Source organism: Mycobacterium sp. TY815, assembly GCF_030755135.1.
GTDB lineage: Bacteria > Actinomycetota > Actinomycetes > Mycobacteriales > Mycobacteriaceae > Mycobacterium.
Genome location: NZ_JAUFRX010000001.1, coordinates 559563 through 586410 on the forward strand (window position 1 = coordinate 559563; position 26848 = coordinate 586410).

Below are 26848 nucleotides of genomic sequence, written 5' to 3' on the forward strand. Positions count from 1 at the left end.
GCGACAAACCGGCGTCGAAACATCATGGCCCGACGTCGATGCGGTCTGACAGGCAACGGAATCCAGATACTGGGGACGTGAGCGTTCGTATCCGCCGGGTGACCACCACTCGGGCGGGCGGCGTGTCCAAGCCGCCGTTCGACACCTTCAACCTGGGCGACCATGTCGGGGACGATCCGGCTGCCGTGCGGGCCAACCGGTCGCGCCTGGCCAAAGCCGTCGGCCTGCCCGGCGACCGGGTGTTGTGGATGAACCAGGTGCACGGCACCCACGTCGAGGTGGTCGACGGCCCGCAGTCCTCGGCGCTGCCCGACACCGATGGAATGGTCACGGCGACAACGCGATTGGCGTTGGCTGTGGTGACAGCCGATTGTGTGCCGGTGTTGCTCGCCGACGCGCGGGCCGGTGTCGTCGGCGCGGTGCACGCCGGGCGGGTGGGCGCTCAGCACGGCGTGGTGGCCCGCACGGTCGAGGCGATGCTCGAATTGGGGGCGCAGATCGGCGACATTTCGGCGCTGTTGGGCCCCGCGGTCAGCGGTCGCAACTACGAGGTGCCCGAGGCCATGGCCGCAGAGGTCGAAGCCGCGTTACCCGGCAGTCGCACCACGACGCCCGCGGGCACTGCGGGCCTGGATCTGCGCGTCGGCATCGCCGGCCAGCTTCGTCGAATGGGCGTGACGTCCATCGAGGTCGACCCGCGCTGCACCGCAGCCGACCGGGCGCTGTTCAGTCACCGGCGCGATGCGCCGACCGGACGGCTGGCGTCGCTGGTATGGATGGAACAGTCGGCATGACGGTCGAGGACGCCGCTCAGGGCGAACGCCAGTCGGAATTGACCCGATCGCTCGCCGCAGTGCGATCGCGGCTGGCTGCGGCGGCCGAAGCGGCCGGCCGCAATGTCGGCGAGATCGAACTGCTGCCGATCACGAAATTCTTCCCGGCTTCCGATGTGGCGATCCTGGCGCGGCTCGGAGTGCGGGCCGTGGGCGAATCCCGCGAGCAGGAGGCGTCGGCGAAGGTGGCCGAGGTGGCGCGGTTGCTGGGTGCATCAGGGGAATCCCGGCAGATGCAGTGGCACATGGTCGGCCAGATTCAGCGCAAGAAAGCCAAGGCGCTGGCCCGGTGGGCGCATACCGCCCACTCGGTCGACAGCCAGCAGCTGGTGACCGCCCTGGACCGTGCGGTGGCCGGCGCTCTGGCCGAGCAGCGCCGCAGCAAGCCGCTGCGGGTCTACGTTCAGGTCAGTCTCGACGGTGACGCCTCGCGCGGCGGTATCGACATTTCCGAGCCCGGCGCGGTGGATCGGGTCTGCGAGGAAGTGGAGCAGGCGCAGGCCCTCGAACTAGTCGGTCTGATGGGTGTTCCCCCGCTGGGCTGGGACCCCGAACAGGCCTTTGACCGGCTGCAATCCGAGCACTGCCGGGTGCGCAGCGCCTTCCCCAACGCGACGGGGTTGTCGGCCGGCATGTCAGCAGACCTCGAGATAGCCGTCAAACATGGATCGACGTGTGTGCGTGTCGGTACCGCGCTTATGGGCGAACGGCGGTTACGGTCACCGTGAATAGTCACTCGAGTCACACCTTCATCACAAACAACAAATATCCCAGGCTAGAAGGGGTCGCACGATGAGCACTCTGCACAAGGTCAAGGCCTACTTCGGTATGGCTCCGATGGAGGATTACGACGACGAGTATTACGACGACCGCACGCCGTCCCGGGGTTATTCGCGGCCTCGATTTGAGGACGACTACGGCCGTTATGAGGGGCGCGATCGGGAATACGACGAGCCTCGCCGGGACCCGCGCGGCGACCTGCGGGCCGAGATGCCCGCGGACTACCCGCCGCCCAGCAGCTACCGCGGCGGCTACCCGGACGAGACTCGCTTCCAGCCCCGCGAGTTCGACCGGCCCGAGATGGCCCGGCCCCGGCTGGGGTCGTGGCTGCGCGGTTCGACCCGCGGCGCCCTGGCGATGGACCCGCGCCGCATGGCGATGATGTTCGAGGACGGCCACCCGCTGTCGAAGATCACCACGCTGCGGCCCAAGGACTACAGCGAGGCACGCACCATCGGCGAGCGCTTCCGCGACGGCACCCCGGTCATCATGGACCTGGTGTCCATGGACAACGCCGACGCCAAGCGGTTGGTCGACTTCGCCGCCGGCCTGGCCTTCGCACTGCGCGGTTCGTTCGACAAGGTGGCGACCAAGGTGTTCCTGCTGTCGCCGGCCGATGTTGACGTGTCCCCGGAGGAGCGTCGCCGCATCGCCGAAACCGGTTTCTACGCTTACCAATAGGCGAAAACTACGCCGCACAGCCCGGTTGGCCACACGATGGCTGACCGGGCTGTGCGCATGCCTGCGGTCCCTTGCGATGTGTGCGCCGCGGTCGGGTCGGTAGGCTTGCTGGTGCCGCTGCGGCGGCGACGGACATTCCTCTCATCGTCATCGTTAAGGTCGGGCTCCCGTTGGTGCTGTTCTTTCAGATCCTTGGTTTCGCGCTGTTCACCTTCTGGCTGCTGCTCATCGCGCGGGTCGTGATCGAGTGGATCCGCTCGTTCAGCCGGGACTGGCGGCCGACGGGTGCGACAGTGGTGATCCTGGAGATCATCATGTCGATCACCGATCCGCCGGTGAAGTTGCTGCGCCGACTGATCCCGCAGATCACCATCGGCGCGGTTCGTTTGGACCTGTCCATCCTGGTGTTGTTGCTCGTCGCATTCATCGGGATGCAGTTGGCGTTCAGCGCTGCGGCGTAGCGGCCTTCGGCCACGGACGGAATGTAGCTAGGAGACGGTTCGGCCACGATTCGGCGACAAGTGGGATGCGCGTGATTTTTCTCTTCTAAGAAATGTGATTTATTTGCCTTAGAGATTGAAATTGCTCCTTATTTATTAGTCCAATCGGCAACCGCCGAGTCTGGTGTGACAGGATGGGCGGCAGTTGCCAGACGGCTACCGCACCGTTTTAGACTCTCCAGATCGCTTGACCGTCCAGGAACTTTGAGGGGACAAAGAATGCCGCTTACACCTGCCGACGTCCACAATGTGGCGTTCAGTAAGCCGCCCATCGGCAAACGCGGGTACAACGAAGATGAGGTTGACGCCTTCCTCGACCTGGTGGAAAACGAGCTGACCCGGCTGATCGAGGAGAACTCCGATCTGCGTCAGCGCATCGCCGAGTTGGACCAGGAATTGGCCGCCGGCGGCGGTGGTGGCGCTGCCGCGCCGACCGTTGCCCAGCCCGTTCCGACGTTCGAGCCCGAGCCTGAGCCGGTGAAGCCCGCGCCGGTGGCGGCTCCGGCCGCGGCGCCGTCGTCCAGCAACGAGGAACAGGCCATGAAGGCCGCGCGGGTGCTCAGCCTGGCGCAGGACACCGCTGACCGGTTGACCAGCACGGCCAAGGCGGAATCGGACAAGATGCTGTCCGACGCCCGCGCCAACGCCGACCAGATTCTCAGTGAGGCTCGCCATACCGCCGAGACCACGGTCGCCGAGGCTCGCCAGCGGGCCGACGCGATGCTGGCCGACGCCACGTCGCGGTCGGAGACGCAGCTGCGTCAGGCGCAGGAAAAGGCCGACGCCCTGCAGGCTGACGCCGAGCGCAAGCACTCCGAGATCATGGGGACCATCAACCAGCAGCGCACGGTGCTGGAAGGCCGTCTCGAGCAGCTGCGGACGTTTGAACGCGAGTACCGCACCCGCCTCAAGACTTATCTGGAATCCCAGCTCGAAGAGCTCGGCCAGCGTGGGTCGGCGGCCCCGGTTGATTCCAGCGCCGATTCGGGCGGGTTCGACCAGTTCAATCGCGGCAACTGACGCACTGCGGGGGGCTGGACGCGCGCGGGCTGCGGCTCTGGGGCTGTCGGCCCTGGTAGGTTTGGCAGTCGCACCGCGCCGGCCGGAGGATGACCAATGCTGATCATTGCGCTCGTATTAGCCCTAATCGGGCTTGTCGCCTTGGTGTTTGCCGTGGTGACCAGCAACGAGCTGGTGGCGTGGGTGTGTATCGGCGCCAGCGTCCTGGGCGTCATTCTGCTGATCGTCGACGCGGTGCGGGAACGCCAGCAGCGCGAGGCGGGCCGGGACGAGAAAGACTCGACGGACGAGGACGAGGACGACGGCGAACCCCTCGACGCTGTCGACTACCCCGACGACGCCGACGCGGCTGACGACTCAGCCTCCGAGCCCGCCTCCGAGCCTGCCGACGCCCCGGCCGCCGACGAGAATTCCAAAAAGTAACGCACGCTCAGCGCCGCGGGACGTTGTCGGCCGGTATGGCCAGCAGTGCCCGCACCTCGTCGTCGGTGACTTGATGGAAATCGGCGTAGACCTGTCCGACGGCGTCGAAGTCGACCGGCATCGTCGCGAACACCACGTCGTCGGCTTCGGCGGCGAGTTGGCGGCGGGCTGAGCGGGGGCCCACCGGCACCGCGACCACCACCGACCGAGCTCCGGCCGCCCGCACCGCCCGCACCGCTGCCAGCATGCTCGCCCCGGTGGCGATGCCGTCGTCGACCAGCACCACGGTGCGACCGCGCGGGTCGGCTTCGGCCCGGTCGCCGCGGTAGGCGTGTTCGCGGCGGCGCAGCTCCGCCGTCTCACTCTCGATGACCGAGCGCACCTCATCCTCACTGATGTGCAGGCTGGACACCACGTCGTCGTTCATCACCACCCGGCCGCCGCTGGCCAGTGCGCCCATCGCGAGTTCGGGCCAGCGCGGAACGCCGAGCTTTCGAACCACAAACACGTCCAGCTCGGCGCCCAGCGCCGCGGCGACCTCCCACGCGACGGGTATGCCGCCGCGAGCGAGGCCGAGCACGAGTAGATCGGGTTTGCCGCGATAGGAGGCCAGCTCGGCTGCCAGTACGCGACCCGCTCCGCGGCGGTCGCGGTACCTGCGAGCCGGCATTCGCCGGAGAAAGCCCCTGGATGGGATCCTCGATGGGGTCATGTCACACTCCCGACTGCGCGCCTCGTTTAGCCTACGACGCCGAGTCTGAGTGCAGAACTCTGCAATCAGCTGCGCGCGCTGACTGCAGTCGTCTCGCGGGCCTCGCCGCTCCCACCCGCCGAGCTTCGGTCCGAGCCCCCTAGAAGGTGAACCCCGTCGATTGCCTCGTCGCTCAGCGAGCCATTTCCCTTGTCCAGTTCAGCATTCGATGTAGTTGACCGAGACGTTCACAGCCAGTCCGCCGGTGGCGGTCTCCTTGTATTTGTGACTCATGTCCAGACCCGTAGTGCGCATGGTGTCGATGACCTCGTCGAGGCTGACCAGATGCGTACCGTCGCCGCGCAGTGCCATCCGCGCGGCGTTGATGGCCTTACCGGCCGAGATGGCGTTGCGCTCGATGCAGGGCACCTGGACCAGTCCGGCGATGGGGTCGCAGGTCAGGCCAAGGCTGTGCTCCATCGCAATCTCCGCGGCATTCTCAACCTGTTGCGTTGTGCCGCCAAGGATTTCGGCCAGTCCGCCGGCGGCCATGGACGCGGCCGAGCCGACCTCGCCCTGGCAGCCCACCTCGGCGCCCGAGATCGACGCACGCTCCTTGTACAGCGACCCGATGGCTCCGGCGGTAAGCAGGAACCGGATCGCCGTGTCATCGGGGTCGGCCTTGCCGGCTGCGGTGTAGTGCACGGCGTAGTGCAGAACGGCGGGGATGATGCCGGCAGCGCCGTTGGTGGGGGCGGTGACGACCCGGCCCCCTGAGGCGTTCTCCTCGTTGACCGCCAACGCGACCAGATTGACCCAGTCCTCAGCGAAATGGGCGGCGCGGTTCGGATCCTCGGCGTCGAGACGTCGGTACCAGTCATGGGCGCGCCGCCGGACGTTCAGTCCGCCCGGCAGGATGCCGGTGCGACTGACGCCGTTGCGTTCACATTCGACCATCACGTCACGGATGTGCAGCAGGCGTTGGCGCACCTCCGCCTCACTGCGGGTACCGGTCTCGTGGGCGAGCATGACCTCGCTGATCGACATGTTCTCGGTCTCGGTGAGTTTCAGTAGTTCCTCGGCGGAGGAGAACGTCAGCGCGGCGGGCGGCTCGCCTGCGCTGCCCGCCGGCGTGGCGGCCGCCTCGGTCCCGGTGAGCACGAAGCCCCCGCCGATCGAGAAGTAGGTCTCGGCGAAGATGGTGTTGCCGTCACCGTCGACCGCGTCCAGGCGCATGCCGTTGGGATGCGTCGGCAGCACTGTGAGCGGATGGAGCACCATGTCCTCTTCGCGCAGTGCGATCGGGACGCTCCCGCCGAGCAGAACTGCAGCGCCAGAACGGAACTCGGCAAGCCGTGCTTCCTTGACCTCGGTCCGAACGGTTTCCGGGAGGTGACCGTCCAGACCCAGCAGGATGGCCGGCTGAGTGCCGTGTCCGGCGCCGGTGGCCGCCAGTGACCCGTACAGGTCGACGCGGACACTGGCCACCCGGGTGAGCCGATCGGAGCCGCGCAACTCTTCGGCAAATCGCGCGGCGGCCCGCATCGGCCCAACCGTGTGCGAACTGGACGGTCCGATGCCGACCGTGAACAGATCGAACACGCTGATGGTCACCGGTCTAGGCCCTTGATTTTGAGTAGATCGGGAAGTGACGTGCCAGCTGCGCGATCCGCGCGGGCAGGCCGCTCAGGTCGGCGTTCACGCGCTGACTCCGTTTTTCTCCGCGTACTCCGCAGCGGTCAGCAGCTCGCCGGCCGCGTCGGGCTGGACGGCGAACAACCAGCCGGCACCGTACGGGTCGGCGGTGATCACGGCGGGGTCCTCGGCGGCGGCCCGGTTCACCTCGATGACGGCCCCGCTGACGGGTGGGTAAAGCTCGGAGACGGTCTTGGTCGACTCGAGCTCCCCGCACGCCTCGCCGACCGTGACAGCGGCGCCCACCTCAGGGAGGTCGACGAAAACCAGGTCACCGAGGGAGTTCGTGGCCACCGACGTGACGCCAATTCGCACCGGTGTGTCCGGTAGTCCGGCGCCGGGGGCGATCATCACCCACTCATGATCGTCGGTGTAACTGCGGTCATTCGGGATGGACACGTGCCTAACTCCTTGCAGGGGTTCCGTGGTTCAGCCGCGCCGGTAGAACGGGAAGGGGGCACGTGAGACGTCGCCGTCGGACAACGCCTGTAGCACAGCGCGCTCTACGAAGTCCTTGTTCAATCGGACTGCCGTGCCCAGCCGGGCCTCGTAGGGGCAGGATTATCGGCGCGGTACCGCGGATCTGCGCAGGATTGGCCGAGTCGATCAGGTCGTCGAGGCGGTCGAAGGCCACGGTCTCGAGCATGCGGGCGACGGCGGTGGGGCCGGGGCCGATATGGCGGGTGCAGAAAGAGTCAACGTAGAGCTGCGATGAGACGTCAGGTACCACGCCAGGTGCCTCCAGGTTCACGAAGTCCGGATGTCTCCGAACTGGAATCGACACCTCCCCGCTCTGTCCTGTGAACCTGAGAGTTTGGGGGCATCCGGCCCGCGGGCCGGATGCGCTCTACACCTTCGGTAAGTCCCGGCTTGGCCGAGGCTGTTCTCCAGAGTTGCCTCGGCGCTGCGGTACTGGGGCCTGAGAGATTCCCGGGGAGGAACTTGCTCCTACGGCGCCTCCGTGGCGGAGGTTCTCCCGCTGCGCTTCAACGGCGTCTTGAGTTGTGATGGTGGACGCTACCTTCCGAACCCGCCGTTGTCATCCTGAGAACTTCGTCGGGGGTGTCGCGGCTGCCTGGAATGTGGGGCTCGCGGCCCCTCGCGGGGGTGCTCAATCTCTTGGACATCTAGGCGCCTCGACCTACAAGATGCCCGGCGGTGTGCCGATGTGCTGGGCGGTGCTTGGGTTCTTCGCGTTCGTCATTTGGGCGTTCACCCAGAAGGCCGACACCCTGCACGCGCTGCAATGCACGCCGGTGTGGTTCGTCGTCTTGGCAATCGTCTGGTCGGTGGTCCGCAAGCGGCCGCACCATCTGCAGAAGGAAACCGTCTTCGAGGCTGAACTGGAGTCGGACGAGCCGATGGCATCCGCGTGATCTGACCGCGTGCGGGTCAGCGGGTCCGGACCAGACATAGTCACTACCAGGCTGCTCGTCCGGGGAATCTGCAACCCATCACGCGACTCACCTGTAACCGATGACGCGACTCATCACACAGTGTCCGAGGGGGGACTTGAACCCCCACGCCCATTAGTAGGGCACTAGCACCTCAAGCTAGCGCGTCTGCCATTCCGCCACTCGGACCCGACCAACCGCATGAGTTGGCAGCTAAGGCTATCGGATGGATTCGCGTCGGCCCAATCGGCCTCGGGTCGCACCATTCAGCCCCGCGACTGTCAGCGCAACGCAGCCGTGGGGGACAGATCGCCACCACTGCGAACCGTGGTAGGAAAGGTGACTGTGACCGGTGCAACGGCGGCTGAGCCGAACGACCCGACGGGCCCTGTCGATCCGGCAGACGAGGTGGCCGAAACCGTCAGCCAACTGATCCGCTTTGACACGAGCAATACCGGCGAGCTCGAGACGACCAAGGGCGAGGCCGAGTGCGCACTCTGGATCGCCGAGCAGCTCGCCGAGGTCGGTTACGAAACCGAGTACGTCGAGTCCGGCGCTCCCGGCCGGGGCAACGTCTTCGCCCGCCTCCGCGGCGCAGACCGTACCCGCGACGCCCTGATGATCCACGGTCATCTCGACGTGGTCCCGGCAGAACCCGCCGACTGGAGCGTGCACCCGTTTTCCGGTGCGATCGAGGACGGTTACGTCTGGGGCCGCGGCGCCGTCGACATGAAAGACATGGTCGGCATGACCCTGGTGCTGGCCCGGCATTTCCGCCGAGCCGGCATCGTGCCGCCGCGGGACCTGGTGTTCGCGTTCGTCGCCGACGAGGAACACGGCGGCAAATACGGGGCCCAGTGGCTCGTCGACAACCGGCCGGATCTGTTCGACGGCGTCACCGAGGCGATCGGTGAGGTCGGTGGCTTCTCGTTGACGGTGCCACGCCACGATGGCGGAGAGCGCCGCCTGTATCTGATCGAGACTGCCGAGAAGGGCATCCAGTGGATGCGGCTGACCGCGCGGGGGCGCGCCGGACACGGGTCGATGGTGCACGACAACAATGCGGTCACCGCCGTCGCCGAGGCCGTGGCCCGTCTGGGCCGTCACCAGTTCCCGCTCGTGGTCACCGACACCGTCGCCCAGTTCCTGGCCGCCGTCAGCGAGGAGACCGGTCTGGCCTTCGACGTCGACTCACCCGACCTCGACGGGATGATCGACAAACTGGGCCCGATGGCCAGGATGCTCAAGGCAGTGCTGCACGACACCGCGAACCCGACGATGCTCAAGGCAGGCTACAAGGCCAATGTGGTGCCGGCGACCGCGGAAGCGGTGATCGACTGCCGGGTGCTGCCCGGCCGCCTGGCGGCCTTCGAAGCCGAGGTGGACGCGCTGCTCGGACCCGACGTGAGCCGGGAGTGGATCCGGAGCCTGAGCTCGTACGAGACCACTTTCGACGGTGATCTGGTGGACGCGATGAACGCTGCCGTGCTGGCCCTCGACCCGGGTGCCCGCACGGTGCCCTACATGCTGTCCGGCGGCACGGACGCGAAATCGTTCATGCGGCTGGGGATTCGTTGCTTCGGCTTCAGTCCGCTGCGGCTGCCGCCGGACCTGGACTTCACGTCGCTGTTCCACGGCGTGGACGAGCGGGTACCCATCGACGCGCTGAAATTCGGCACCCAGGTGCTGGCGCACTTTCTCACCCACTGCTGATGACACGAGAGGACTGACCATGACAGTGCCGAACCCTTACGACGCGCTGCCGGAGCTGCCGTCGTTCACCCTGACCTCGGAGTCGATCACCGACGGGCAGCCGCTGTCCAACCCGCAGGTCAGCGGCATCATGGGTGCCGGGGGTGAGGATGTCAGCCCGCAGCTGAGCTGGTCGGGCTTCCCGGCCGAGACGCGCAGCTTCGCAGTCACCGTCTATGACCCCGACGCCCCGACGGCGTCCGGGTTCTGGCACTGGGCGGTGGCCAACCTGCCCGCTGACGTCACCGAGTTGCCCGCCGGTGTCGGCGACGGCGGCGAATTGCCTGGTGGCGCCCTGACATTGGCCAACGATGCCGGTCAGCGTCGTTACATCGGCGCCGCACCGCCTCCCGGGCACGGTCCGCACCGCTACTACGTCGCCGTGCACGCCGTCGATGTCGACAAACTCGATCTGCCGGAGGACGCAACCCCGGCTTACCTGGGCTTCAACCTCTTTCAGCATGCGATCGCCCGCGCCGTCATCCACGCGACGTACGAGCAGACATAAGCAACCAACCCGTGCGCGGGTGCGTCCTGGTTCTACCGGGCGGCAGAGTGCGCAGCGAGGAGCCGTCGCGCTGGTGGCAGCCCGCCAACCTCCGGATGGTGTTCCTTGCTCGTGCTCTGCGGCGCCGGCTGGACTCGGACATCGTCGTGCGACGTGTGCAGTACCGGTTGCGTGGCTGGAACAGCCCGCAGCGGGATCCGGTGCACGACGCCGCCGAGGTGTTGCGCAGCTGCCGACTGCAATGGGCGCCGGAAAAGCTTGTGCTGGTTGGTCATTCGATGGGTGGGCGGGTCGCCGCGCAATTGGCGGCCGGGGGTGGCATTGACGCCGTGGTGGCGCTCGCGCCGTGGTGGGCCGGGGACAAGGGTGACCTGATACCGCCCGGCACGCGCCTGCTGGTCGTGCACGGCACCGCCGACACGCGGACCGATCCGGGGATCTCGTGCGTGCAGACGCAGCGCGCCAGCCGGCGGGGGCTGGATGCGCGATGGGTGGGAATCACCGGTGCGGGCCACGCCATGGTCCGGAATTGGCGTGAATGGCATAGTCACACAACTGATTTCGTTGCCCAATGCCTGGCGGGACAACGTTGAGGCCGGCGCGGCGGCCCGCGGGCCCACCCGGTCGCGGAACCCGGTCGCCCCAGCGGCCGTCCGTCGCGTAGTCCGGATTACGCCGCGCCTGCTCCGGCGCGGTCTGCGCGCCACGCCGACCTTGGGCGGCAAATCAGCGCGGCAAAGGGTCCGGGAGGCAACAATGAGAGGCGCCCCGCCTGGTGCCGGGGCCCGGACGACTTGGCCGAGACCGCATGGAGAGCCGATGACCACCACCGACCGCGTCACCGTCGTCGTAGCCGACGATCACCCGGTAATGCGACAAGGGGTCGTGCGGGCCCTCAAGGCCAGCGGCCGGGTTGATGTGGTCGCGCAGGTCGCCGACGGGCGCGCGGCATTGGACGCCATCAGGAAATTTAAGCCCACGGTCGCACTGCTGGACTACAAGATGCCCGGCCTGGACGGCGTCGAGGTCACCCATGCCGTCGTCCGCGACGGTGTGCCCACCAGCGTGGTATTGCTGACTGCGTTCGATGACAGTCCGGTTGTGTTCAAGGCACTGGCCGAGGGCGCCTCCGGCTTTCTGACGAAAGAATCCGACGCCGACGAGATCGTCAACGCCGTGCTCCGGTGCGCCGAGGGAGAGTCGTATCTGCCGGCCGGAGTGGCCGGCGGTCTGGCCGGTGAGGTCAGGCGGCGCGGCAGGGGAGCGACGACCTCGCTGACCGAGCGCGAGACCCAGGTGATCACCATGATGGCCGAAGGGATGTCGGTGCCGCAGATCGCCGCGCGACTTCACCTGGCGCGCAGCACGATCAAGACGCATGTGCAAACCCTCTATGAAAAACTCGGTGTCTCCGATCGGGGAGCGGCCGTCGCCGAGGCGATGCGGCGACGTCTGCTGGAATAGCGGTCAACCCGGGCGGGTCACGCGTATGCCCGCTCCGACACGACACAGGTGCGCAACGGCAGCTCCACCCGGACGTGCGCCCCGCCGGGTTCATCGATGACTGTCAGTGCGCCGCCGGCGGCCTGCACGCGCGCCCGGTGCGAGGCAAGACCGATGTGCCCCTCGGCGAAACGGCGGGCGGCGATGTCGGCGGCGATCCCCACCCCGTCGTCCACCACGTCGACGCGCGCAACGCCGTGGTGCACGGCCAGTGTCACCGTCGCCGAACTGGCCTGCGAATGGCGGGCCACATTGGAGACCAATTCGCGGATGACCCCGAACAGGATCGGATCGATCGGATTCGGGTCGGGGTAGTCGATGTCGGTCGATATCGCGATGCCGGAGCGCTCTGCGGTGACTGATACCAGTTTGTCCACCGCCGCGGCCAGGCCCACTTGCTCGAGCAGGGCCGGGTGCAGTTCGAACGTGGCTTCGCGGAGCAGTTGTGAGGCTTCCCGCAGACTGGTCAGGGCCTGTTCAAGCGGGGCGTCCGGGGAAACTTTGAGGAAGCTGGCGAGATCCCGGCGGGCCGCCAAGACGTCCTGCAGCGGTCCGTCGTGGATGAACTCTGATATCTGCCGGCGCTCGTCCTGCGAGGCGGTCATCGTCTGAGCCAGCAGCTCCTCGCGCGAGGTCGTGAGTCTGGCCATCTCGTCGACATTGCGTAACCGGAAGATGACCATCAAAAACGCTGTGGTGCAGACGAATCCGTACATCAACACGATCAGCGCCACTTCCCAGGCGCCGACCCGCGGCATGATGACCGGATCCTGTAGCAGTGACGCGGTGAACACCGCGAGGCTGGTGGCCAACACCGCTCCCGCTCGCCGCAGCGACAACTCGACCGCCACCATGCGTGGCAACAGCGCCATCACCAGGAGCGGGATGTAGCCGCCGGGTGACAGAAGCTTGAAACCGAACACGGTGGCGACGTCGGCCAGACCGAGGGTCATCAGCGCCGTGTCATCCTCGAAATGATGCGGCCCCAGAAAGGCGATGAGCAACGCGGCGACTGTCACCACGGCGTAGATGCCCAGTAACACAGCTTTCGCCGGCAGCCGGGCCGGATCGTCGGCGATCAGCATCGCGACGATCATGATGGCGAGAACGCCGACGCGAAGCAGTGATCCGCCCTGCAGTGAGCGCAACCGCTGCCGTCGCAGGACCTGTTCGATGTCTGGGCTGTTCATGAGTCACCTAACGTTGCCGCGCGCGTTGCTTCTGCGAATGTACAACGGCGTAGCCCCATTTCAGTTGAGTCAGAACACCGAATCGATCAGGCGCGCGCGTCACGGCCACGCGAAGTTGTTGAAGAATCCGGACAGGTCGGTGCCGACGTTTCCGACGCCGGAGAGGGTGGTGCCGACATTGGCCAGACCCGATTCCAGCTGACCGGTGTTCAGATAGCCCGAGTTGCCCGGCCCTCCGTCGTTGAGCAGGCCCGAGGTGTTCGCGAAGTCGTTGAATAGGCCGGACACCCCGGTGTCGCCGGCATTGAAGAAGCCCGATGCGCCCCCGCCGCCGGAGTTGAAGAACCCGGACGACGGCTCGGTCGACGAGTTGAAGAATCCCGGATTCTGCTGGTGCTCGAAGCCGAAGGTGTATGGGCCCACGGTCCCGCTGCCGGGGAAATCGACTGTCTGACCGAATGATTCGTCGATGACCGTCTCCGACAGCAAAGTGGTGGGACTGATCGTCCAGCCGCCGATGCTGTCGTTGTAGAGCGTCGTCGTCACCGTGCTACACCGGTAGTACGGGTACTCGTACCACGGATAGCAGATCGTCTGCTGCAGTTGGACTTTGATCGGGATATCGGAAATGTTGAACTCGTCCAGGGTGATCGCGTTGATGTGGCCGGTGACCGGGATCTCGATGGGCGCGTTCACGTCGTAGTGCCAAGGGATCTCGGGAACGGTCGAGGAGTACCCCACGGAGACCAGGCCCTGGTAGTCGCCCCGCCACAACAGGCCGTTGCTGTAACTGCCGGTGATGAAGGCGCCGGTGTCGACGTTGCCGGCGTTGGCCAGGCCGGTATTGGAGTTGCCGGTGTTGAGCAGTCCGGTGTTGACGCTGCCCGGGTTGAACAGGCCAGTGTTGTAACTGCCGGGGTTCAAGCTGCCGGTATTGGTGGAACCGGCGTTGTAGCTGCCGGTGTTGTAATCGCCGACGTTGGCGACGCCGGTATTGGCGGTACCGGCGTTAAACAGTCCGGTGTTGTAGTCCCCCGAGTTGGCGATGCCCCAGTTTCCGTCGCCGGAGTTGAAGAAGCCGACGTTGCCGGTGCCCGAATTGAACAGGCCGACGTTGGCGCCGCCGGAGTTCAGCGGACCGAACCCGACCTGGCCGGTGCCGGTCAGCCCGAAGCCGATGTTGCCCTGGCCGGTGTTGCCGAATCCGATGTTCGCATCGCCGATGTTGCCGCTGCCCACGTTGTGGCTGCCGAGGTTGCCGCTGCCCAGATTGTGGGCGCCGAGATTGCCGTTGCCGGCGTTGAAGTCGCCGACATTACCGCTGCCCAGGTTGTAGTCACCGACATCGGCCAGACCCAGATTGAGCTGACCGACATTGGCGAGCCCCAGGTTCAGCACCGTCCCGCTGGGTCCGTCACGGAACAGGCCGGCCAGGTCGGTACCGACATTGGCGAAACCGGAGACGCTGGTCGGCGCCGCGGTGTTGAAGACCCCCGAGACGGTGTTGCCGAAGTTCAGCAGACCCGATTGCAGCGCGCCGGCGTTGCGGTAGCCCGAGACGCCGCCAAAGGAGAGGTTGCGGAAGCCGGAGCCGTCGACGCCGGCGTTGCCGAAGCCCGAGGCAGATCCGTTGCCGGAGTTGAAGAATCCGGACGACGGGGTGATGGTCGAGTTGCCGAAGCCGGGCGCCGCCGGAGCGTTGATGAGCGGGATGCTGACAGGCCCCACCCCGCCCGACGCGTCGATACCTATCACCGTCGATTCGTCGGGGTTGCCGATATTGATCGCCACCGCGGGTTGGTCTCCGAAGCTGATCAGAATCGGGTCGCCCGTCTCGGCTCCGTAGACGCTGACGGGGCCGATGTAACCGACAACCTCTCCGCCGAGACCGTCGTCCAGCCCGCTGAACGAGATCTTGGGAATGGTGACCGGGTTGATCTGGACGTCGCCGACGCTGACGGTGATCGGGATGTTGAGCGGGATGTCGACGGTGAGGTACGCCGGAATTTCCGGCGCGGTGATCGCGTAGTAGGCGCCGAGCTGGCCTTGGTTGTCGCCGCGCCAGAAGAAGCCGTTGTTCATGCTGCCGGTGTTGTAGGCGCCGGTGTTGGTGTCGCCGCTGTTGGCGAGGCCGGTGTTGTAGTTGCCGGGGTTGGCGGGTCCGGTGTTGGTGTTGCCGGGGTTGAAGCTACCGGTGTTGGTGTTGCCGGTGTTGGCCAGGCCGGTGTTGTAGTTGCCGGTGTTGGCCAGGCCGGTGTTGGCGGTGCCGGTGTTGAACAGGCCGGTGTTGGTGTGGCCGGGGTTGGCGAGGCCGGTGTTGAAGTCGCCGGTGTTGGCGATGCCCCAGTTGCCGTCGCCGGAGTTGAAGAAGCCGATGTTGTTGGTGCCGGTGTTGAACAGGCCGATGTTGTTGGTGCCGGAGTTCAGGGGGCCCAGGCCGAGTTGGTTGGTGCCGGTGAGTCCGAGGCCGATGTTGCCCTGGCCGGTGTTGCCGAGGCCGATGTTGTTCTGGCCGGTGTTGCCGAGGCCGATGTTGCTCTGGCCGGTGTTGCCGAAGCCGAGGTTGCCGGTTCCGATGTTGCCGCTGCCGAGGTTGTGGTTGCCGAGATTGCCGCTGCCCCAGTTGGTGTCGCCGATGTTGCCGTTGCCGAGGTTGTGGTTGCCGCTGTTGCCGAAGCCCAGGTTCCAGACGCCGGTGTTGGCCAGGCCCGCGTTGAGTACACGCCCGGCGGTGCCGGCGCTGCTGTTGTAGACGCCCGAGACGGTGGTGCCGTAGTTGGCCAGACCCGATTGCAGCGCCCCGGCATTGCGGTAGCCCGAGACGGTTCCGGAGGACAGGTTGCGCAAGCCCGAGACGTCGGCGCCGCCATTGCCGAAGCCGGACGCGGCGCCGGTGCCGGAGTTGAAGAATCCCGACGACGGGGCGGTGGTCGAATTGCCGAACCCGGGAGCGGCGGGGATGTCGAGGAAGGTGATGTCGATCGGTCCGATGCCGCTGTTGATGGCGATCGGAATCGAGGTGCCGGGCCCCCCGATCAACGCATTGACAGCGGGCACGACTCCGGTGATCGCCGGGATGGAGATGGTGCCGAAGGTGACGCTGAGGTACGACGATCCCAGCAGACTCACCGTGATCGGTTTGATGGTGAACGAATTGACGACGATGTTGGCGATATCGACAGTGATGGGGATATTCACCGGGATGTCGAAGTCGAGGTCCACCGGCGAGAACTCGGGGATGTGGATTCCGGCGTGCAAGCCGTACAGCCCTTGGTAATCGCCCCGCCAGAAAAAGCCGTTGCTGTAGGTGCCGGCATTGAACGCCCCGGTGTTGACATCGCCGGTGTTGAGCAGGCCGGTGTTGTAATCCCCGGGGTTGACGAAACCGGTGTTGTAATCACCGGAGTTGAAGCCGCCGGTGTTGGTGCTGCCGAGGTTGTAGCTGCCCGTGTTGTAGCTGCCCGGGTTGGCCAGCCCGGTGTTGGCCACGCCTGCGTTGAAGGCGCCCGTGCTGTAGCCGCCCGAGTTGCCGACGCCGGTGTTGGCATCGCCCGGATTCCACAGTCCCGTGTTGTAGTTGCCCGCGTTCTCGATCCCGGTGTTGCCGACCCCGGCATTGCCGATACCGTGGTTTGCGTTGCCGGAGTTGCCAATTCCGATATTGCCGGTGCCGGAATTGAGCAGGCCGATGTTGCCGGTGCCGGAGTTGAACAACCCGAGATTGCCACTGCCGGAGTTCAGGGCCCCGAATCCGACCTGGCCGTTGCCGGTGAGCCCGATGCCGATGTTGCCCTCGCCGGTGTTGGCGAAGCCGATGTTGGCGTTGCCGGTGTTTCCGAACCCGAGGTTGTGGTCGCCCGCGTTGGCGAATCCGCGGTTGTGATCTCCGATGGTTCCGAAACCGAGGTTGTGATCGCCCACGTTGCCGGAGCCGACATTGTGCGCGCCGTGGTTTCCGAAGCCCAGATTGACGTTGCCGATATTCGCGCTGCCGACGTTGGTGTCGCCGATGTTTCCGCTGCCGAGATTGGCGTGGCCGACGTTCCCACTGCCCAGGTTGAGGCTGCCGTCGTTGGCGAAGCCGAGGTTCGATACCGCGAAATTGGCGAACAGGCCCGACAGGTCGCTGCCTCTGTTGGCCACCCCCGAAATGTCGGCCGCGGCGCTCAGGTCGAGCGTGCTGGTGTTGAGCACGCCCGACATGGTGTTGCCGAGGTTCGCCATACCGGAGATCAGGCTGCCGAGGTTCTTGGCGCCGGAGATTCCGGTGCCGCCGACGTTGAAGAAACCGGAGGTGTTGGCCCCGACATTGGCCAGCCCCGAGGAACTGCCGGCACCGGTGTTGAAGAAGCCGGAGGACGGGACGCTGGTGGAGTTGCCGAAGCCCGGGGCGGCAGGAATGTCGATGACTGGGATGGCGACGGGGCCGATGTCGCCGGTGCCGGTCAGGCTGATGGCAGTGGTCGGCCCGCCGAGCGTGGTCTCGATGGCCGGTAGGGAGATCGCGATGTTGCCCAGCGTGATCGGGCCGACGCTGATGGCCTGCGTCTCGCCGGTGCTCAGGATGTTGATGTCGGCGGTGTACTTGGGAATGGTGAAGCCCTGAACGGTCAGGGTGCCCAGGGTTGCGCTGATCGGGATGTCGATCGGGACGGTGATGCCGGCATCAACCGGGATGGCGGTGTCCGGGATGGAGATGGTGTAGCTGTAGCCGATCAGGCCCTGGTAATCGCCTCGCCACAACAGGCCGTTGCTGAAGTTCCCGGCGATGAACGCCCCGGTGTTCCCATCGCCCGAATTGGCCAGGCCGGTGTTGTAGTGGCCGGTATTGGCCAAACCCGTGTTGTACCAACCCGGGTTGAATCCCAGGGTGTTGAAGCTGCCGGCGTCGAAGCTGCCGGAGTTGTAATCACCCGCGTTGACGAAGCCGGTGTTGACCGCGCCGGAATTGAGGCCGCCGGTGTTGAGGGTGCCGGAGTTGAGCAGGCCCGTATTCAGGTGACCGCTGTTCCCGAGTCCCCAGTTCGCCGTGCCCGAGTTGCCGATGCCGACGTTGCCGGTACCGGAGTTGAACAATCCGGTATTGCCGGTGCCGGAGTTGAACAGCCCGATGTTCGCGCTCCCGGAATTGATTGCCCCAAAGCCGATTTCGCCGTTGCCGGTGAGGCCGATGCCGATGTTGTTGTTGCCGGAATTGCCGAAGCCGATGTTGGAGTCGCCGGTGTTGGCGATACCGCTGTTGGCATTGCCGGCATTGGCGAGCCCGTGGTTGTAATCACCGATGTTGGCCCGGCCGATGTTGTGGACCCCCAGATTTGCAGACCCGAGATTATGTGCGCCGAGGTTGCCGAAACCTCCGTTGCCGGAGCCGATTTGCCCGCCGCCGAGGTTGTAGTCACCGACATTGCCGGCGCCGAGGTTATAGTCGCCGACGTTGCCCAGGCCCGCGTTCAACGCGCCGACATTGGCCAGACCGAGGTTGTAGGTCGTCATCCCCGTCACGCCGTCGCGGTACAGGCCGGCGAGGTTGGTGCCGAGGTTGGCGAAGCCCGAGACGTCAGCCGGTGCGCCCAGGCCGGTGTTGAACAAGCCCGAGACGGTGTCGCCGAGATTCGTCATGCCCGACAACGACGCCCCCACATTGCGGAAGCCCGAGACAGTCCCCGTCGAGAGATTGCGGAAGCCGGAGCTATCGGCGCCGACGTTGGCGAAGCCGGACGCGGAGCCGGTACCGGAGTTGAAAAAGCCCGATGACGGAGTGGTCGTGGAATTGCCGAATCCCGCAGCGTTGCCGAAGTCGAGCAGGGTCAGGTCGGCAGGCCCGAGGCTGGCGAAGGCGGGGATGACGATCGCGGTGGAGCCGTCCGGGTTGCCGATCTGGATAACCGGCGTGGGACCTGATGCGTACACGGGCGGGATGGTGAGCGAGTTGACGGTGCCCTCCAAGACCGGGATGGGCCCGAGCGCGACAGTGGTGCCGAAGGGGATGTCCTTGATCGTGACGCCGTGGTACACGGTGGTCGTGAAGCTGCCGCTGACGGGGATGTCCACGGGGATGGTCCCGGTCAGATTCAATGCGATCTCCGGAACATGGATCGCGTAGTAGGCGCCGATCTGGCCTTGGTTGTCGCCGCGCCAGAGCAGGCCGTTGTTCATGGTGCCGGTGTTGTAGGCGCCGGTGTTGGTGTCGCCGCTGTTGGCGAGGCCGGTGTTGTAGTTGCCGGGGTTGGCGGGTCCGGTGTTGGTGTTGCCGGGGTTGAAGCTGCCGGTGTTGGTGTTGCCGGTGTTGGCCAGGCCGGTGTTGTAGTTGCCGGTGTTGGCTAGGCCGGTGTTGGCGGTGCCGGTGTTGAACAGGCCGGTGTTGGTGTGGCCGGGGTTGGCGAGGCCGGTGTTGAAGTCGCCGGTGTTGGCGATGCCCCAGTTGCCGTCGCCGGAGTTGAAGAAGCCGATGTTGTTGGTGCCGGTGTTGAACAGGCCGATGTTGTTGGTGCCGGAGTTCAGGGGGCCCAGGCCGAGTTGGTTGGTGCCGGTGAGTCCGAGGCCGATGTTGCCCTGGCCGGTGTTGCCGAGGCCGATGTTGTTCTGGCCGGTGTTGCCGAAGCCGAGGTTGCCGGTTCCGATGTTGCCGCTGCCGAGGTTGTGGTTGCCGAGATTGCCGCTGCCCCAGTTGGTGTCGCCGATGTTGCCGTTGCCGAGGTTGTGGTTGCCGGTGTTGCCGAAGCCCAGGTTCCAGACGCCGGCATTCGCCAGACCGGCGTTGAACGCGGTCCCGGTCGCGCTGTCGCGCAGCACGCCGGCCAGGTCCGCGCCCGAGTTGGCGAAACCGGAGAGGTAGGCGGGAGCGGCGGTGTTGACATAACCGGAGACTGCGGTGCCGTAGTTGGCCAAACCTGACTGCAGCGCACCGACATTCCGCAAGCCCGAGACGGTTCCGGAGGACAGGTTGCGAAAGCCCGAGACGTCGGCGCCGCCGTTGCCGAAGCCGGACGCGGCGCCGGTGCCGGAGTTGAAGAATCCCGACGACGGGGCGGTGGTCGAATTGCCGAACCCGGGAGCGGCGGGGATATCCAGGATCTGGATGGTTCCGCCCTGCAGGGCTCCGACCAGCGTGGCGTCGATCGACGTCGTCGGGCTGCCGATAACCACCGTCACCGTCGGGGCGGTGAGCGTCGACGGCGAGATGTAGAGCGGTCCGATATAGAAGGCGCCGTTCAGGAAATAGGTCTTGGGATAGTCGTAGCCCGGGATGTCCCAGTCCTGACCACCGACCACCAGCGTCTGATTGACCGGGTTGTTCGATGCGATGTCGACGGGAATGGTCGGGATATCAATCGCGATGTGGGCGCTGATCTGGCCCTGGTTGTCGCCGGTGACAAAAAGTCCGTTGCTGCAGTTGCCCCGGATGAACGCGCCGGTGTTGACGTTTCCGGTGTTGTAGTAGCCGGTGTTGTAGTTGCCGGAATTCAGGCCTCCGGTATTGAAACTGCCGGTGTTGTAGCTGCCGGTGTTGGCGCTACCGACGTTGAAGAAACCCGTGTTGTAGCCGCCGGTGTTGCTCGCGCCGGTGTTCGTGCTGCCGGCGTTGAGGAATCCGGTGTTGTAGCTGCCGGTGTTGGCGATGCCGGTGTTGGTGCCGCCTGCATTCCCGATGCCCCAGTTTCCGGTGCCCGAGTTGCCGATGCCGACGTTGCCGGTGCCGGAGTTCAGCAGGCCGATGTTGCCGGTGCCGGAGTTGAGGAGGCCGACATTGGCGATACCCGAATTCAGTGCGCCGAAGCCGATTTCACCGTTGCCGCTGAGACCGATGCCGATGTTGTTGCTGCCGGTGTTGGCGATGCCGGTATTGGCGTTGCCGGCGTTGGCGAGGCCGACGTTGGCATTACCGGCATTCCAGAAGCCGCGGTTGTCGCTGCCGAGGTTCCCGGGCCCGATGTTGCGATTGCCGAGGTTTCCGAAGCCGATGTTGCCGTCGCCGTGGTTGCCGAAGCCACGGTTGCCGCCGCCGATGTTTGCGCTGCCGATGTTGGCGTTGCCGACGTTCGCGGATCCGATGTTGAAGTCTCCGAGATTCGCGCGTCCGATGTTGCCGGAGCCGAGATTCGCGAAGCCCAGGTTCGCAAAGGGTGGGTTGGCCGCCGCGGCACTTGCGGAACCGTTGGGGGAGAGGGGGGTCAGCGCTGAGGCGATGGTCGAAGCCTCTGCGTGGTAGGACAAGAGCGCGGATACGTCCTGCGCCCACATCTGCTCGTACTCGGCCTCGACAGCGGCGATCGCCGGTGCGTTCAGCCCGAGCAGGTTCGCGGTCACGAGGCGAATGAGTGCGCCGCGGTTCGTCGCGATGATCTGCGGGTGTACGGTTGCCGCTCGCGCGGCCTCGAAAGCGCTTGCGGCCAAACGGGCTTGGGTGGCCGCCTGCTCAGCGTCGACGGCTGCCCCAGTCAGCCACCCCGCGTAGGGTGCGGTCGCGTCCAGCATCGCCGCCGATGCCGCGCCTTGCCAGGAAGACCCGGTCAGCCCGGTGGTCAGCCTGGTGAAAGCGGCTGCACACGAGCCCAATTCAGCGGCCAGACTTCGCCACCCCGCGGCAGCCGCGAGGAGGGGGCTGGGCCCAGGACCGGCAAACAACCGTCCGGAATTGAGCTCCGGCGGAAACCTCGCGAAATCCATCACATCTCTCCCTAGGCCGCAACAGATGGTCGGCGCCGCAGTGCGGGGGCGGTGAATCCCTGCGGGCAGGTGATCCCGCTCTGCCATCGCTTAGCTGCGGCGAGCGGAGATCACCGTCATTCGAAGGCAACTTTGCGGAATGCGCAAACGGCTGATTCTGCGATGGCCGGCGCTGGGCTGTGCGGTCGGCGAACGTGTTTCGGCGATCGGCAGAGATGCCAAAATTGTTGCAGCACAGCGGTAGTCAGTTCTAAGCAGATCTTCTCGTTGGCACTGAGCGAGGTCGAATGCCGGGAAATCCTCCCCCAATAGGGGGAGGAAATTTCATCCATCGATTCCGCCCGCTGCCCGAGGCCCCGGCGCTCACATCCGCGCGACAGTCGTAGCTGGAGCAGTGGCCGGGCCACGCAATGCACTCATGCGAAGGGGTTCCAAGAGATGTTATTTATGTGGGCTGGTCCGGAGGCATTGTCGGCTGCAGCGGCTGACATCGCTGATATCGATGCTTCTCTGCGCTGGGCGAACGCCTCTGCTGCTGCCTCGACCACGTCCGTGCTGGCGGCGGCTGCCGATGAGGTCTCGGCCGCGGTGGCCGCGCTTTTCTCCGGACATGGCCGGGACTATCAGCTGCTCAGCGCTCAATTGACGGCCTACCACGACCAATTCGTGCGGACGCTGGATTACAGCGCCTACACATACGCCGCGGCGGAAGCCGGCAACGCGTCGCCGCTCCAAACCGTGCTCAACGTGATCAACGCGCCCACCGAGGCGCTGGTGGGGCGGCCGTTGATCGGTGACGGCGCCAGCGGCGCCAGCGGGGCGATGGGCCAGCCCGGCCAGGACGGCGGAATCTTGCTGGGCAACGGAGGCAACGGGGGCAGCAGCAGCGACGCGGGTGCTCCCGGTGGGGCCGGCGGTTCGGCCGGGCTGATCGGCAATGGCGGAAGCGGTGGTACCGGGGGCGCCGGCGCGGTCGGCGGTAGAGGCGGCAACGGCGGCTGGCTGCTCGGGTCTGGCGGTGCCGGCGGAACCGGCGGTGCCGGCGGGTACGGGGGCCAGGGCGGTTCAGCCCTACTGCTCGGCAATGGCGGACAAGGCGGCACCGGAGGTGCGGATCCCCTCGGCAGCGGTGGCCACGGTGGTAGCGGCGGCAGGGCCGGGACGTTCTTCGGTACCGGGGGTGCCGGCGGTGCCGGTGGTGTTGGCGCGATAGGGGGTGTCGGAGGAGACGGCGGCACGGCCGCGTTGGTCGGCGCCGGCGGTGCCGGCGGCACCGGTGGTGCCGGAGCTGCGGGCGTGCCCGGCATGAACGGCGGGACGGGTGGCACCGGAGGTGCGGGCGGTACCGGCGGGGTGCTCGGTTTCGGCGGCCACGGCGGGGCCGGTGGTGACGGCGGAGCCGGTGGTGTGGGCTCTGCCGGTCAGCAGGGCAGCGCCGGCGCTACCGGCGGCGCTGCGGGTGCCGGGGGAGCCGGCGGCCAGGCGTTGATCGGCATCGGCGGCCAGGGCGGAACCGGCGGGACCGGTGGCATGGGTGGGGCCGGTGGCGCTGCGGTGGGTGCTGGGGCGCAGGCCGGGCAGGGCGGCAGCGGAGGTACCGGAGGTACGGCCGGTGCGGGGGGTGCAGGACTCGTTGCGGCCGGTGGTGCTGGCCGGGGTGGCGTCGGCGGTACCGGAGGTGCCGGTGGTGTAGGCAGCAGCGGCGCAACCGGTTTAAGCAGCGCGACCGCTCCCACCGACGGTATGCAAGGCGGCCTGGGCGGCGCCGGCGGCCAGGGTGGTGCCGGCGGTGCCGGGATCAACGGTGTGGGCGGCGGTCAGGGTGGCCAGGGCGGGGCCGGCGGCCAGGGTGGTAGCGGCGGTGATGGCGGGGCCAATACCGGAACCAAAGCCGGGATGGGTGCTGCGGGAGGACAGGGCGGTACCGGTGGCGCCGCCGGAGTGGGCGGTTCCGGAACAGACGGCGGAGCGGACGGATTGAGCGGTGCCGGTGGCAAGGGTGGCACCGGGGGTACCGGTGGAGCGGGCGGTGGCGCACAGTCCGGTACCGCGGGTTCCACGCCGACGGCCGGCGCGCACGGTGGTCAGGGCGGCGCCGGCGGGCAGGGCGGCGACGGTGGTGCCGGGATCGGCGGCGTCGGCGGTGGCCAGGGTGGTCAGGGCGGCATCGGAGGCCCGGGTGGCGCCGGAGGTGACGGCGGGGCCAACACCGGTACCAACGGCGGCATCGGTGCCGCAGGAGGACAGGGCGGTACCGGCGGCACTGCCGGCGCGGCCGGTCGTGGAGTCGACGGCGGCGCGGGCGGTGTGGTCGGTACGGGCGGCAAGGGCGGGGTAGGGGGCGTCGGCGGCATCGGCGGCACCGGTCAGGCCGGGGACCCGGGCACTGCGCCCGCGTCCGGTGCGCAGGGTGGTCAAGGGGGCGCCGGCGGGCAAGGCGGTGACGGTGGTGCGGGGATCGGCGGCGTCGGCGGTGGCCAGGGCGGTCAGGGAGGCATCGGAGGCCAGGGCGGCATCGGCGGTACCGGCGGCAGCAACACTGGCACCGGAGTCACTGCGACCGGGGGCGCCGGCGGCAAAGGCGGAACCGGAGGTACCGCCGGTGCCGCCGGTCAAGGAATCGACGGCGGAGCGCAAGGCACGACCGGCAATGGCGGCAAGGGCGGACTCGGCGGCACGGGCGGAACCGGCGGCGTGGGCCAAGCCGGCATCTCGAGCTCCACGCCAAGCGCCGGTGGGCAGGGCGGCGCCGGCGGCGCTGGTGGCCAGGGCGGTGACGGCGGTGCGGGTTTCAACGGCATCGGCGGTGGCCAGGGCGGAAGAGGCGGCCAGGGCGGCCAGGGCGGCATCGGTGGCGCCGGCGGCAGCAACACCGGCACCGGGGTCAACGCCAACGGAGCCAGCGGCGGCAAAGGCGGCACCGGCGGCCTCGCCGGCGCCGCCGGGGTCGGAACCGATGGCGGCGCTGCCGGGGCCAGTGGCAGCGGAGGCAAGGGGGGTACGGGTGGCACCGGAGGCGCCGGCGGTACCGGTCAATCCGGCGTCTGGGGCGCCACGCCTACCACCGGTGGGCAGGGCGGCGTCGGCGGCGCCGGAGGCCAGGGTGGCGACGGTGGGGCGGGCATCGGCGGGGTCGGTGGCGGGCAGGGCGGATCCGGGGGTACTGGTGGCCACGGCGGCTCAGGAGGTCTGGGCGGCAGCAGCACCATCAACAGCTCTGCTAACGGTGCTGTCGGCGGAAAAGGCGGTGCCGGCGGTGTCGCCGGTGCGGGCGGAACGGGCGGAGCCGCGGGCGGCAGCGGCGGTGTCGGCGGTCAGGGTGGGACCGGCGGCACCGGTGGAAACGGTGGCAGCGGCAGTGTCAGCGGGAGCGGGGCCAGCGGCGGAGCCGGCGGCGCTGCCGGTGCCGGCGGAGTGGGCGGGGCAGGCGCAGGCGCCGGCGCTGCCGGAAACGGCGGCATCGGCGGAACCGGTGGTGACGGCGGCAACGGCGGCAACGGCGGCGCAGGCGACGGCACCAAGAACAGCAGGGGCGCCGGAGGCCGGGGCGGCGATGCGTCCGTCGGTGGTACTGGGGGAGCCGGCGCCAACGCGGCGGTAGGGACCGGCGGAACGGGTGGCACCGGAGGCAGCGGCGGCACGGGTGGCACCGGAGGCAGCGGCCAAGGTCTCGGCAGCGTCGGGACCAGCGGCAACGGCGGCAGCCCGGGAGGTCCGGCCGTCGGTAACACCGGTGGCAAGGGCGGCTCGGGCGGCAGTGCCGGCACGGGTGGGGCGGGTGCCCCGTCGGGTGCGGCGGGCCCGGGGGCCGGCGGCGGTGGCGGTGTCCCCGCCGGTTAACCCGCCGGTTTCTCCCGTCCAGCCACCGCCGACCCCACGGCATCGCTCAGCGACGCGTATCCGCCGTCGTGCAGCCGGCGGGCAATACCGTCGTGAATCTCTTTGGCCCACAGGCCCCCGCCGTAGATGAACCCGGTATAGCCCTGCAGTAGCGAGGCGCCTGCGGTGATGCGCTCCCAAGCGTCGTCGGCGGTCTCGATGCCGCCCACGCTGATCAGCACCAGTCGGTCGCCGACCCGGTCGTAGAGCCGGCGCAGAATCTCCACGGCCCGGCGCGCCACCGGTGGCCCGGAGATGCCGCCGGCACCCAGTGCGGCCACGTCGGGTGTGCGCAGGCCGTCGCGTGAAATCGTGGTGTTGGTGGCCACGATGCCGGCCAGTCCGAGCTCGACGGCCAAGTCAGCGATGTCGTCGACGTCTGAGTCGGACAGATCCGGAGCGATCTTGACCAGCACCGGGGTGTTCGACGCTTCGGCCAGGACGGCGGACAGGATGGGACGCAGCGACTCGACGGCCTGCAGGTCGCGCAGCCCGGGAGTGTTCGGTGAGCTGACGTTGACCACAAGGTAGGACGCCAGCGGCGCCAATAGCCTTGCACTCCAACGGTAATCGTTGACGGCATCTTCGGGTCGGGTCTTCTTGGTCTTGCCGATGTTGACGCCCAGGGGCACATCGGGAACGTGCTGGGCAAGCCGTGCCGCCAGCGCGCCGGCGCCGTGGTTGTTGAAACCCATGCGGTTGAGCAGCGCCCGGTCCTCCGCCAGCCGGAACAACCGCGGCGCCGGATTGCCCGGCTGCGCGTATGCGGTGACGGTACCGATCTCGGCGTACCCGAAACCCATTGCGCCCCAGGCGGATAGCCCTGTTCCGTCTTTATCGAATCCGGCGGCCAGCCCGAGCGGCCCGGGGAAGCGCACCCCGAACACCGTGCTGGCCAGCACCGGGTCGGTCGGGCCGAGCCAGTGGCTCATCCGGCGGCGCACCGCAGCCGCGGCGGTGACACCGCGCAATCCCGCGAATACCAGGGTGTGGACGCGTTCAGCGGGCACCTGGAAGAGCAGGCTTCGCAGCAGGCCGTACATCCGGTGTGAGTGCGATGGTGCCGACGTCACGATTCCAGTCACGATTCCGGCTGCTCAGACAACCGGTTTTGCATGCGAGCCTTCTTGCGCCGCAACAATACTCGCCTACTTCCGTCGGTGTAGAGCCGCACCCTGGTCAATTCCCAGCCGCGGTACTCGGCCTCGATGGACAGCCGGGTGGATGCACTGAGCCGGGTCACGTCCGGGGGGAGCCGCAACGGCACCCACTCGTACTCCTCGGACATGTCGGCTTCCCACCCGGCAGGCAACCGGCTCCACCGCGGCGCGG

At 67.4% G+C, this 26848-nt stretch carries 18 protein-coding genes, 1 tRNA gene, 1 pseudogene and 1 riboswitch; of the genes and pseudogenes, 12 read left to right on the plus strand and 8 right to left on the minus strand.

Features of this window, described 5'->3' with window-relative positions; translation table 11 throughout:
* Positions 1–77 precede the first annotated feature (77 nt).
* From pgeF to QXK92_RS02340, 6 genes are all read left to right on the plus strand, one after another.
* Positions 78–794: a peptidoglycan editing factor PgeF gene (gene pgeF, locus QXK92_RS02315; protein WP_306240054.1), complete on the plus strand. Its 717-nt coding sequence runs from the start codon at positions 78–80 to the stop codon at positions 792–794.
* The gene (locus tag QXK92_RS02320) at positions 791–1561 is read left to right on the plus strand and encodes a YggS family pyridoxal phosphate-dependent enzyme (protein ID WP_306244134.1); all 771 of its coding nucleotides are present in this window, start codon (positions 791–793) and stop codon (positions 1559–1561) included. Before pgeF ends, QXK92_RS02320 begins: the two co-directional genes overlap by 4 nt.
* A 64-nt stretch (positions 1562–1625) precedes the next feature.
* The gene (locus QXK92_RS02325) at positions 1626–2294 is read left to right on the plus strand and encodes a cell division protein SepF (RefSeq protein WP_306240055.1); all 669 of its coding nucleotides are present in this window, start codon (positions 1626–1628) and stop codon (positions 2292–2294) included.
* Between the two features lie 170 nt (positions 2295–2464).
* Positions 2465–2755, plus strand: a complete 291-nt coding sequence (locus QXK92_RS02330; RefSeq protein ID WP_306240057.1) for a YggT family protein — start codon at positions 2465–2467, stop codon at positions 2753–2755.
* A 258-nt stretch (positions 2756–3013) separates the two neighbouring features.
* On the plus strand, positions 3014–3814 hold the full coding sequence (locus QXK92_RS02335; RefSeq protein ID WP_306240058.1) for a DivIVA domain-containing protein: 801 nt from the start codon (positions 3014–3016) through the stop codon (positions 3812–3814).
* Between the two features lie 96 nt (positions 3815–3910).
* The gene (locus QXK92_RS02340) at positions 3911–4237 is read left to right on the plus strand and encodes a hypothetical protein (protein WP_306240059.1); all 327 of its coding nucleotides are present in this window, start codon (positions 3911–3913) and stop codon (positions 4235–4237) included.
* A 7-nt stretch (positions 4238–4244) separates the two neighbouring features.
* Here the strand turns inward: QXK92_RS02340 and QXK92_RS02345 are convergent.
* The 3 genes and pseudogenes from QXK92_RS02345 to gcvH form a co-directional block, all read right to left on the minus strand.
* Positions 4245–4943 (minus strand): annotated as a pseudogene (locus QXK92_RS02345) (phosphoribosyltransferase); the annotation flags it as partial.
* 204 nt (positions 4944–5147) lie between these two features.
* On the minus strand, positions 5148–6542 hold the full coding sequence (locus QXK92_RS02350; protein ID WP_306240060.1) for an L-serine ammonia-lyase: 1395 nt from the start codon (positions 6540–6542) through the stop codon (positions 5148–5150).
* An 84-nt stretch (positions 6543–6626) separates the two neighbouring features.
* Positions 6627–7022: a glycine cleavage system protein GcvH gene (gene gcvH, locus QXK92_RS02355; RefSeq protein ID WP_306240061.1), complete on the minus strand. Its 396-nt coding sequence runs from the start codon at positions 7020–7022 to the stop codon at positions 6627–6629.
* Positions 7023–7520: 498 nt separating this feature from the next.
* Positions 7521–7612, minus strand: a riboswitch (glycine riboswitch).
* A gap of 21 nt (positions 7613–7633) precedes the next feature.
* Here gcvH and QXK92_RS02360 point away from each other — a divergent pair.
* Positions 7634–7999, plus strand: coding sequence for a hypothetical protein (locus QXK92_RS02360; RefSeq protein ID WP_371934484.1), 366 nt, complete (start codon positions 7634–7636; stop codon positions 7997–7999).
* A gap of 121 nt (positions 8000–8120) precedes the next feature.
* Here the strand turns inward: QXK92_RS02360 and QXK92_RS02365 are convergent.
* Positions 8121–8206: transfer RNA gene (locus tag QXK92_RS02365), tRNA-Leu, on the minus strand.
* Positions 8207–8362: 156 nt separating this feature from the next.
* On the opposite strand from QXK92_RS02365, the gene QXK92_RS02370 reads away from it, so the two are divergent.
* The 4 genes from QXK92_RS02370 (at position 8363) to QXK92_RS02385 (ending at position 11741) form a co-directional block, all read left to right on the plus strand.
* Entirely contained in the window at positions 8363–9730 is a 1368-nt protein-coding gene (locus QXK92_RS02370) for a M20/M25/M40 family metallo-hydrolase (protein WP_306240062.1), read from the plus strand.
* 19 nt (positions 9731–9749) lie between these two features.
* Positions 9750–10277 (plus strand): YbhB/YbcL family Raf kinase inhibitor-like protein, encoded by a 528-nt coding sequence (locus QXK92_RS02375; protein WP_306240063.1) that lies wholly within the window; start codon positions 9750–9752, stop codon positions 10275–10277.
* Between the two features lie 11 nt (positions 10278–10288).
* The gene (locus tag QXK92_RS02380; RefSeq protein WP_306240064.1) at positions 10289–10870 is read left to right on the plus strand and encodes an alpha/beta fold hydrolase; all 582 of its coding nucleotides are present in this window, start codon (positions 10289–10291) and stop codon (positions 10868–10870) included.
* Between the two features lie 226 nt (positions 10871–11096).
* Positions 11097–11741: a response regulator transcription factor gene (locus QXK92_RS02385; RefSeq protein ID WP_306240065.1), complete on the plus strand. Its 645-nt coding sequence runs from the start codon at positions 11097–11099 to the stop codon at positions 11739–11741.
* A gap of 17 nt (positions 11742–11758) precedes the next feature.
* On the opposite strand, the gene QXK92_RS02390 is transcribed toward QXK92_RS02385, so the two are convergent.
* Together QXK92_RS02390 and QXK92_RS02395 are read right to left on the minus strand one after the other, a co-directional pair.
* On the minus strand, positions 11759–12970 hold the full coding sequence (locus tag QXK92_RS02390) for a sensor histidine kinase (protein WP_306240066.1): 1212 nt from the start codon (positions 12968–12970) through the stop codon (positions 11759–11761).
* A gap of 99 nt (positions 12971–13069) precedes the next feature.
* Positions 13070–21637 (minus strand): PPE family protein, encoded by an 8568-nt coding sequence (locus QXK92_RS02395; protein WP_306240067.1) that lies wholly within the window; start codon positions 21635–21637, stop codon positions 13070–13072.
* Between the two features lie 438 nt (positions 21638–22075).
* Between QXK92_RS02395 and QXK92_RS02400 the strand changes: the two genes are divergently transcribed.
* Complete coding sequence (locus QXK92_RS02400; RefSeq protein WP_371934485.1) at positions 22076–25477, plus strand: PE family protein; 3402 nt, start codon at positions 22076–22078, stop codon at positions 25475–25477.
* On the opposite strand, the gene QXK92_RS02405 is transcribed toward QXK92_RS02400, so the two are convergent.
* Together QXK92_RS02405 and QXK92_RS02410 are read right to left on the minus strand one after the other, a co-directional pair.
* Positions 25474–26559, minus strand: coding sequence for a quinone-dependent dihydroorotate dehydrogenase (locus QXK92_RS02405; protein WP_306244136.1), 1086 nt, complete (start codon positions 26557–26559; stop codon positions 25474–25476). The two genes, QXK92_RS02400 and QXK92_RS02405, sit on opposite strands and share 4 nt — an antisense overlap.
* A 38-nt stretch (positions 26560–26597) precedes the next feature.
* Positions 26598–26804, minus strand: a complete 207-nt coding sequence (locus tag QXK92_RS02410; RefSeq protein WP_306244137.1) for a DUF5703 family protein — start codon at positions 26802–26804, stop codon at positions 26598–26600.
* Positions 26805–26848: the final 44 nt, after the last annotated feature.

What these genes read in the sequence shown, in the direction of transcription:
- QXK92_RS02385 (WP_306240065.1), top strand. Translation starts at nt 11,097, where the DNA reads ATGACCACCACCGACCGCGTCACCGTCGTCGTAGCCGACGATCACCCG.
- QXK92_RS02390 (WP_306240066.1), bottom strand. Translation starts at nt 12,970, where the DNA reads ATGAACAGCCCAGACATCGAACAGGTCCTGCGACGGCAGCGGTTGCGC.
- QXK92_RS02395 (WP_306240067.1), bottom strand. Translation starts at nt 21,637, where the DNA reads ATGGATTTCGCGAGGTTTCCGCCGGAGCTCAATTCCGGACGGTTGTTT.
- QXK92_RS02325 (WP_306240055.1), top strand. Translation starts at nt 1,626, where the DNA reads ATGAGCACTCTGCACAAGGTCAAGGCCTACTTCGGTATGGCTCCGATG.
- QXK92_RS02320 (WP_306244134.1), top strand. Translation starts at nt 791, where the DNA reads ATGACGGTCGAGGACGCCGCTCAGGGCGAACGCCAGTCGGAATTGACC.
- QXK92_RS02410 (WP_306244137.1), bottom strand. Translation starts at nt 26,804, where the DNA reads ATGTCCGAGGAGTACGAGTGGGTGCCGTTGCGGCTCCCCCCGGACGTG.
- QXK92_RS02375 (WP_306240063.1), top strand. Translation starts at nt 9,750, where the DNA reads ATGACAGTGCCGAACCCTTACGACGCGCTGCCGGAGCTGCCGTCGTTC.
- QXK92_RS02400 (WP_371934485.1), top strand. Translation starts at nt 22,076, where the DNA reads ATGTTATTTATGTGGGCTGGTCCGGAGGCATTGTCGGCTGCAGCGGCT.
- QXK92_RS02405 (WP_306244136.1), bottom strand. Translation starts at nt 26,559, where the DNA reads ATGTACGGCCTGCTGCGAAGCCTGCTCTTCCAGGTGCCCGCTGAACGC.
- QXK92_RS02335 (WP_306240058.1), top strand. Translation starts at nt 3,014, where the DNA reads ATGCCGCTTACACCTGCCGACGTCCACAATGTGGCGTTCAGTAAGCCG.
- QXK92_RS02340 (WP_306240059.1), top strand. Translation starts at nt 3,911, where the DNA reads ATGCTGATCATTGCGCTCGTATTAGCCCTAATCGGGCTTGTCGCCTTG.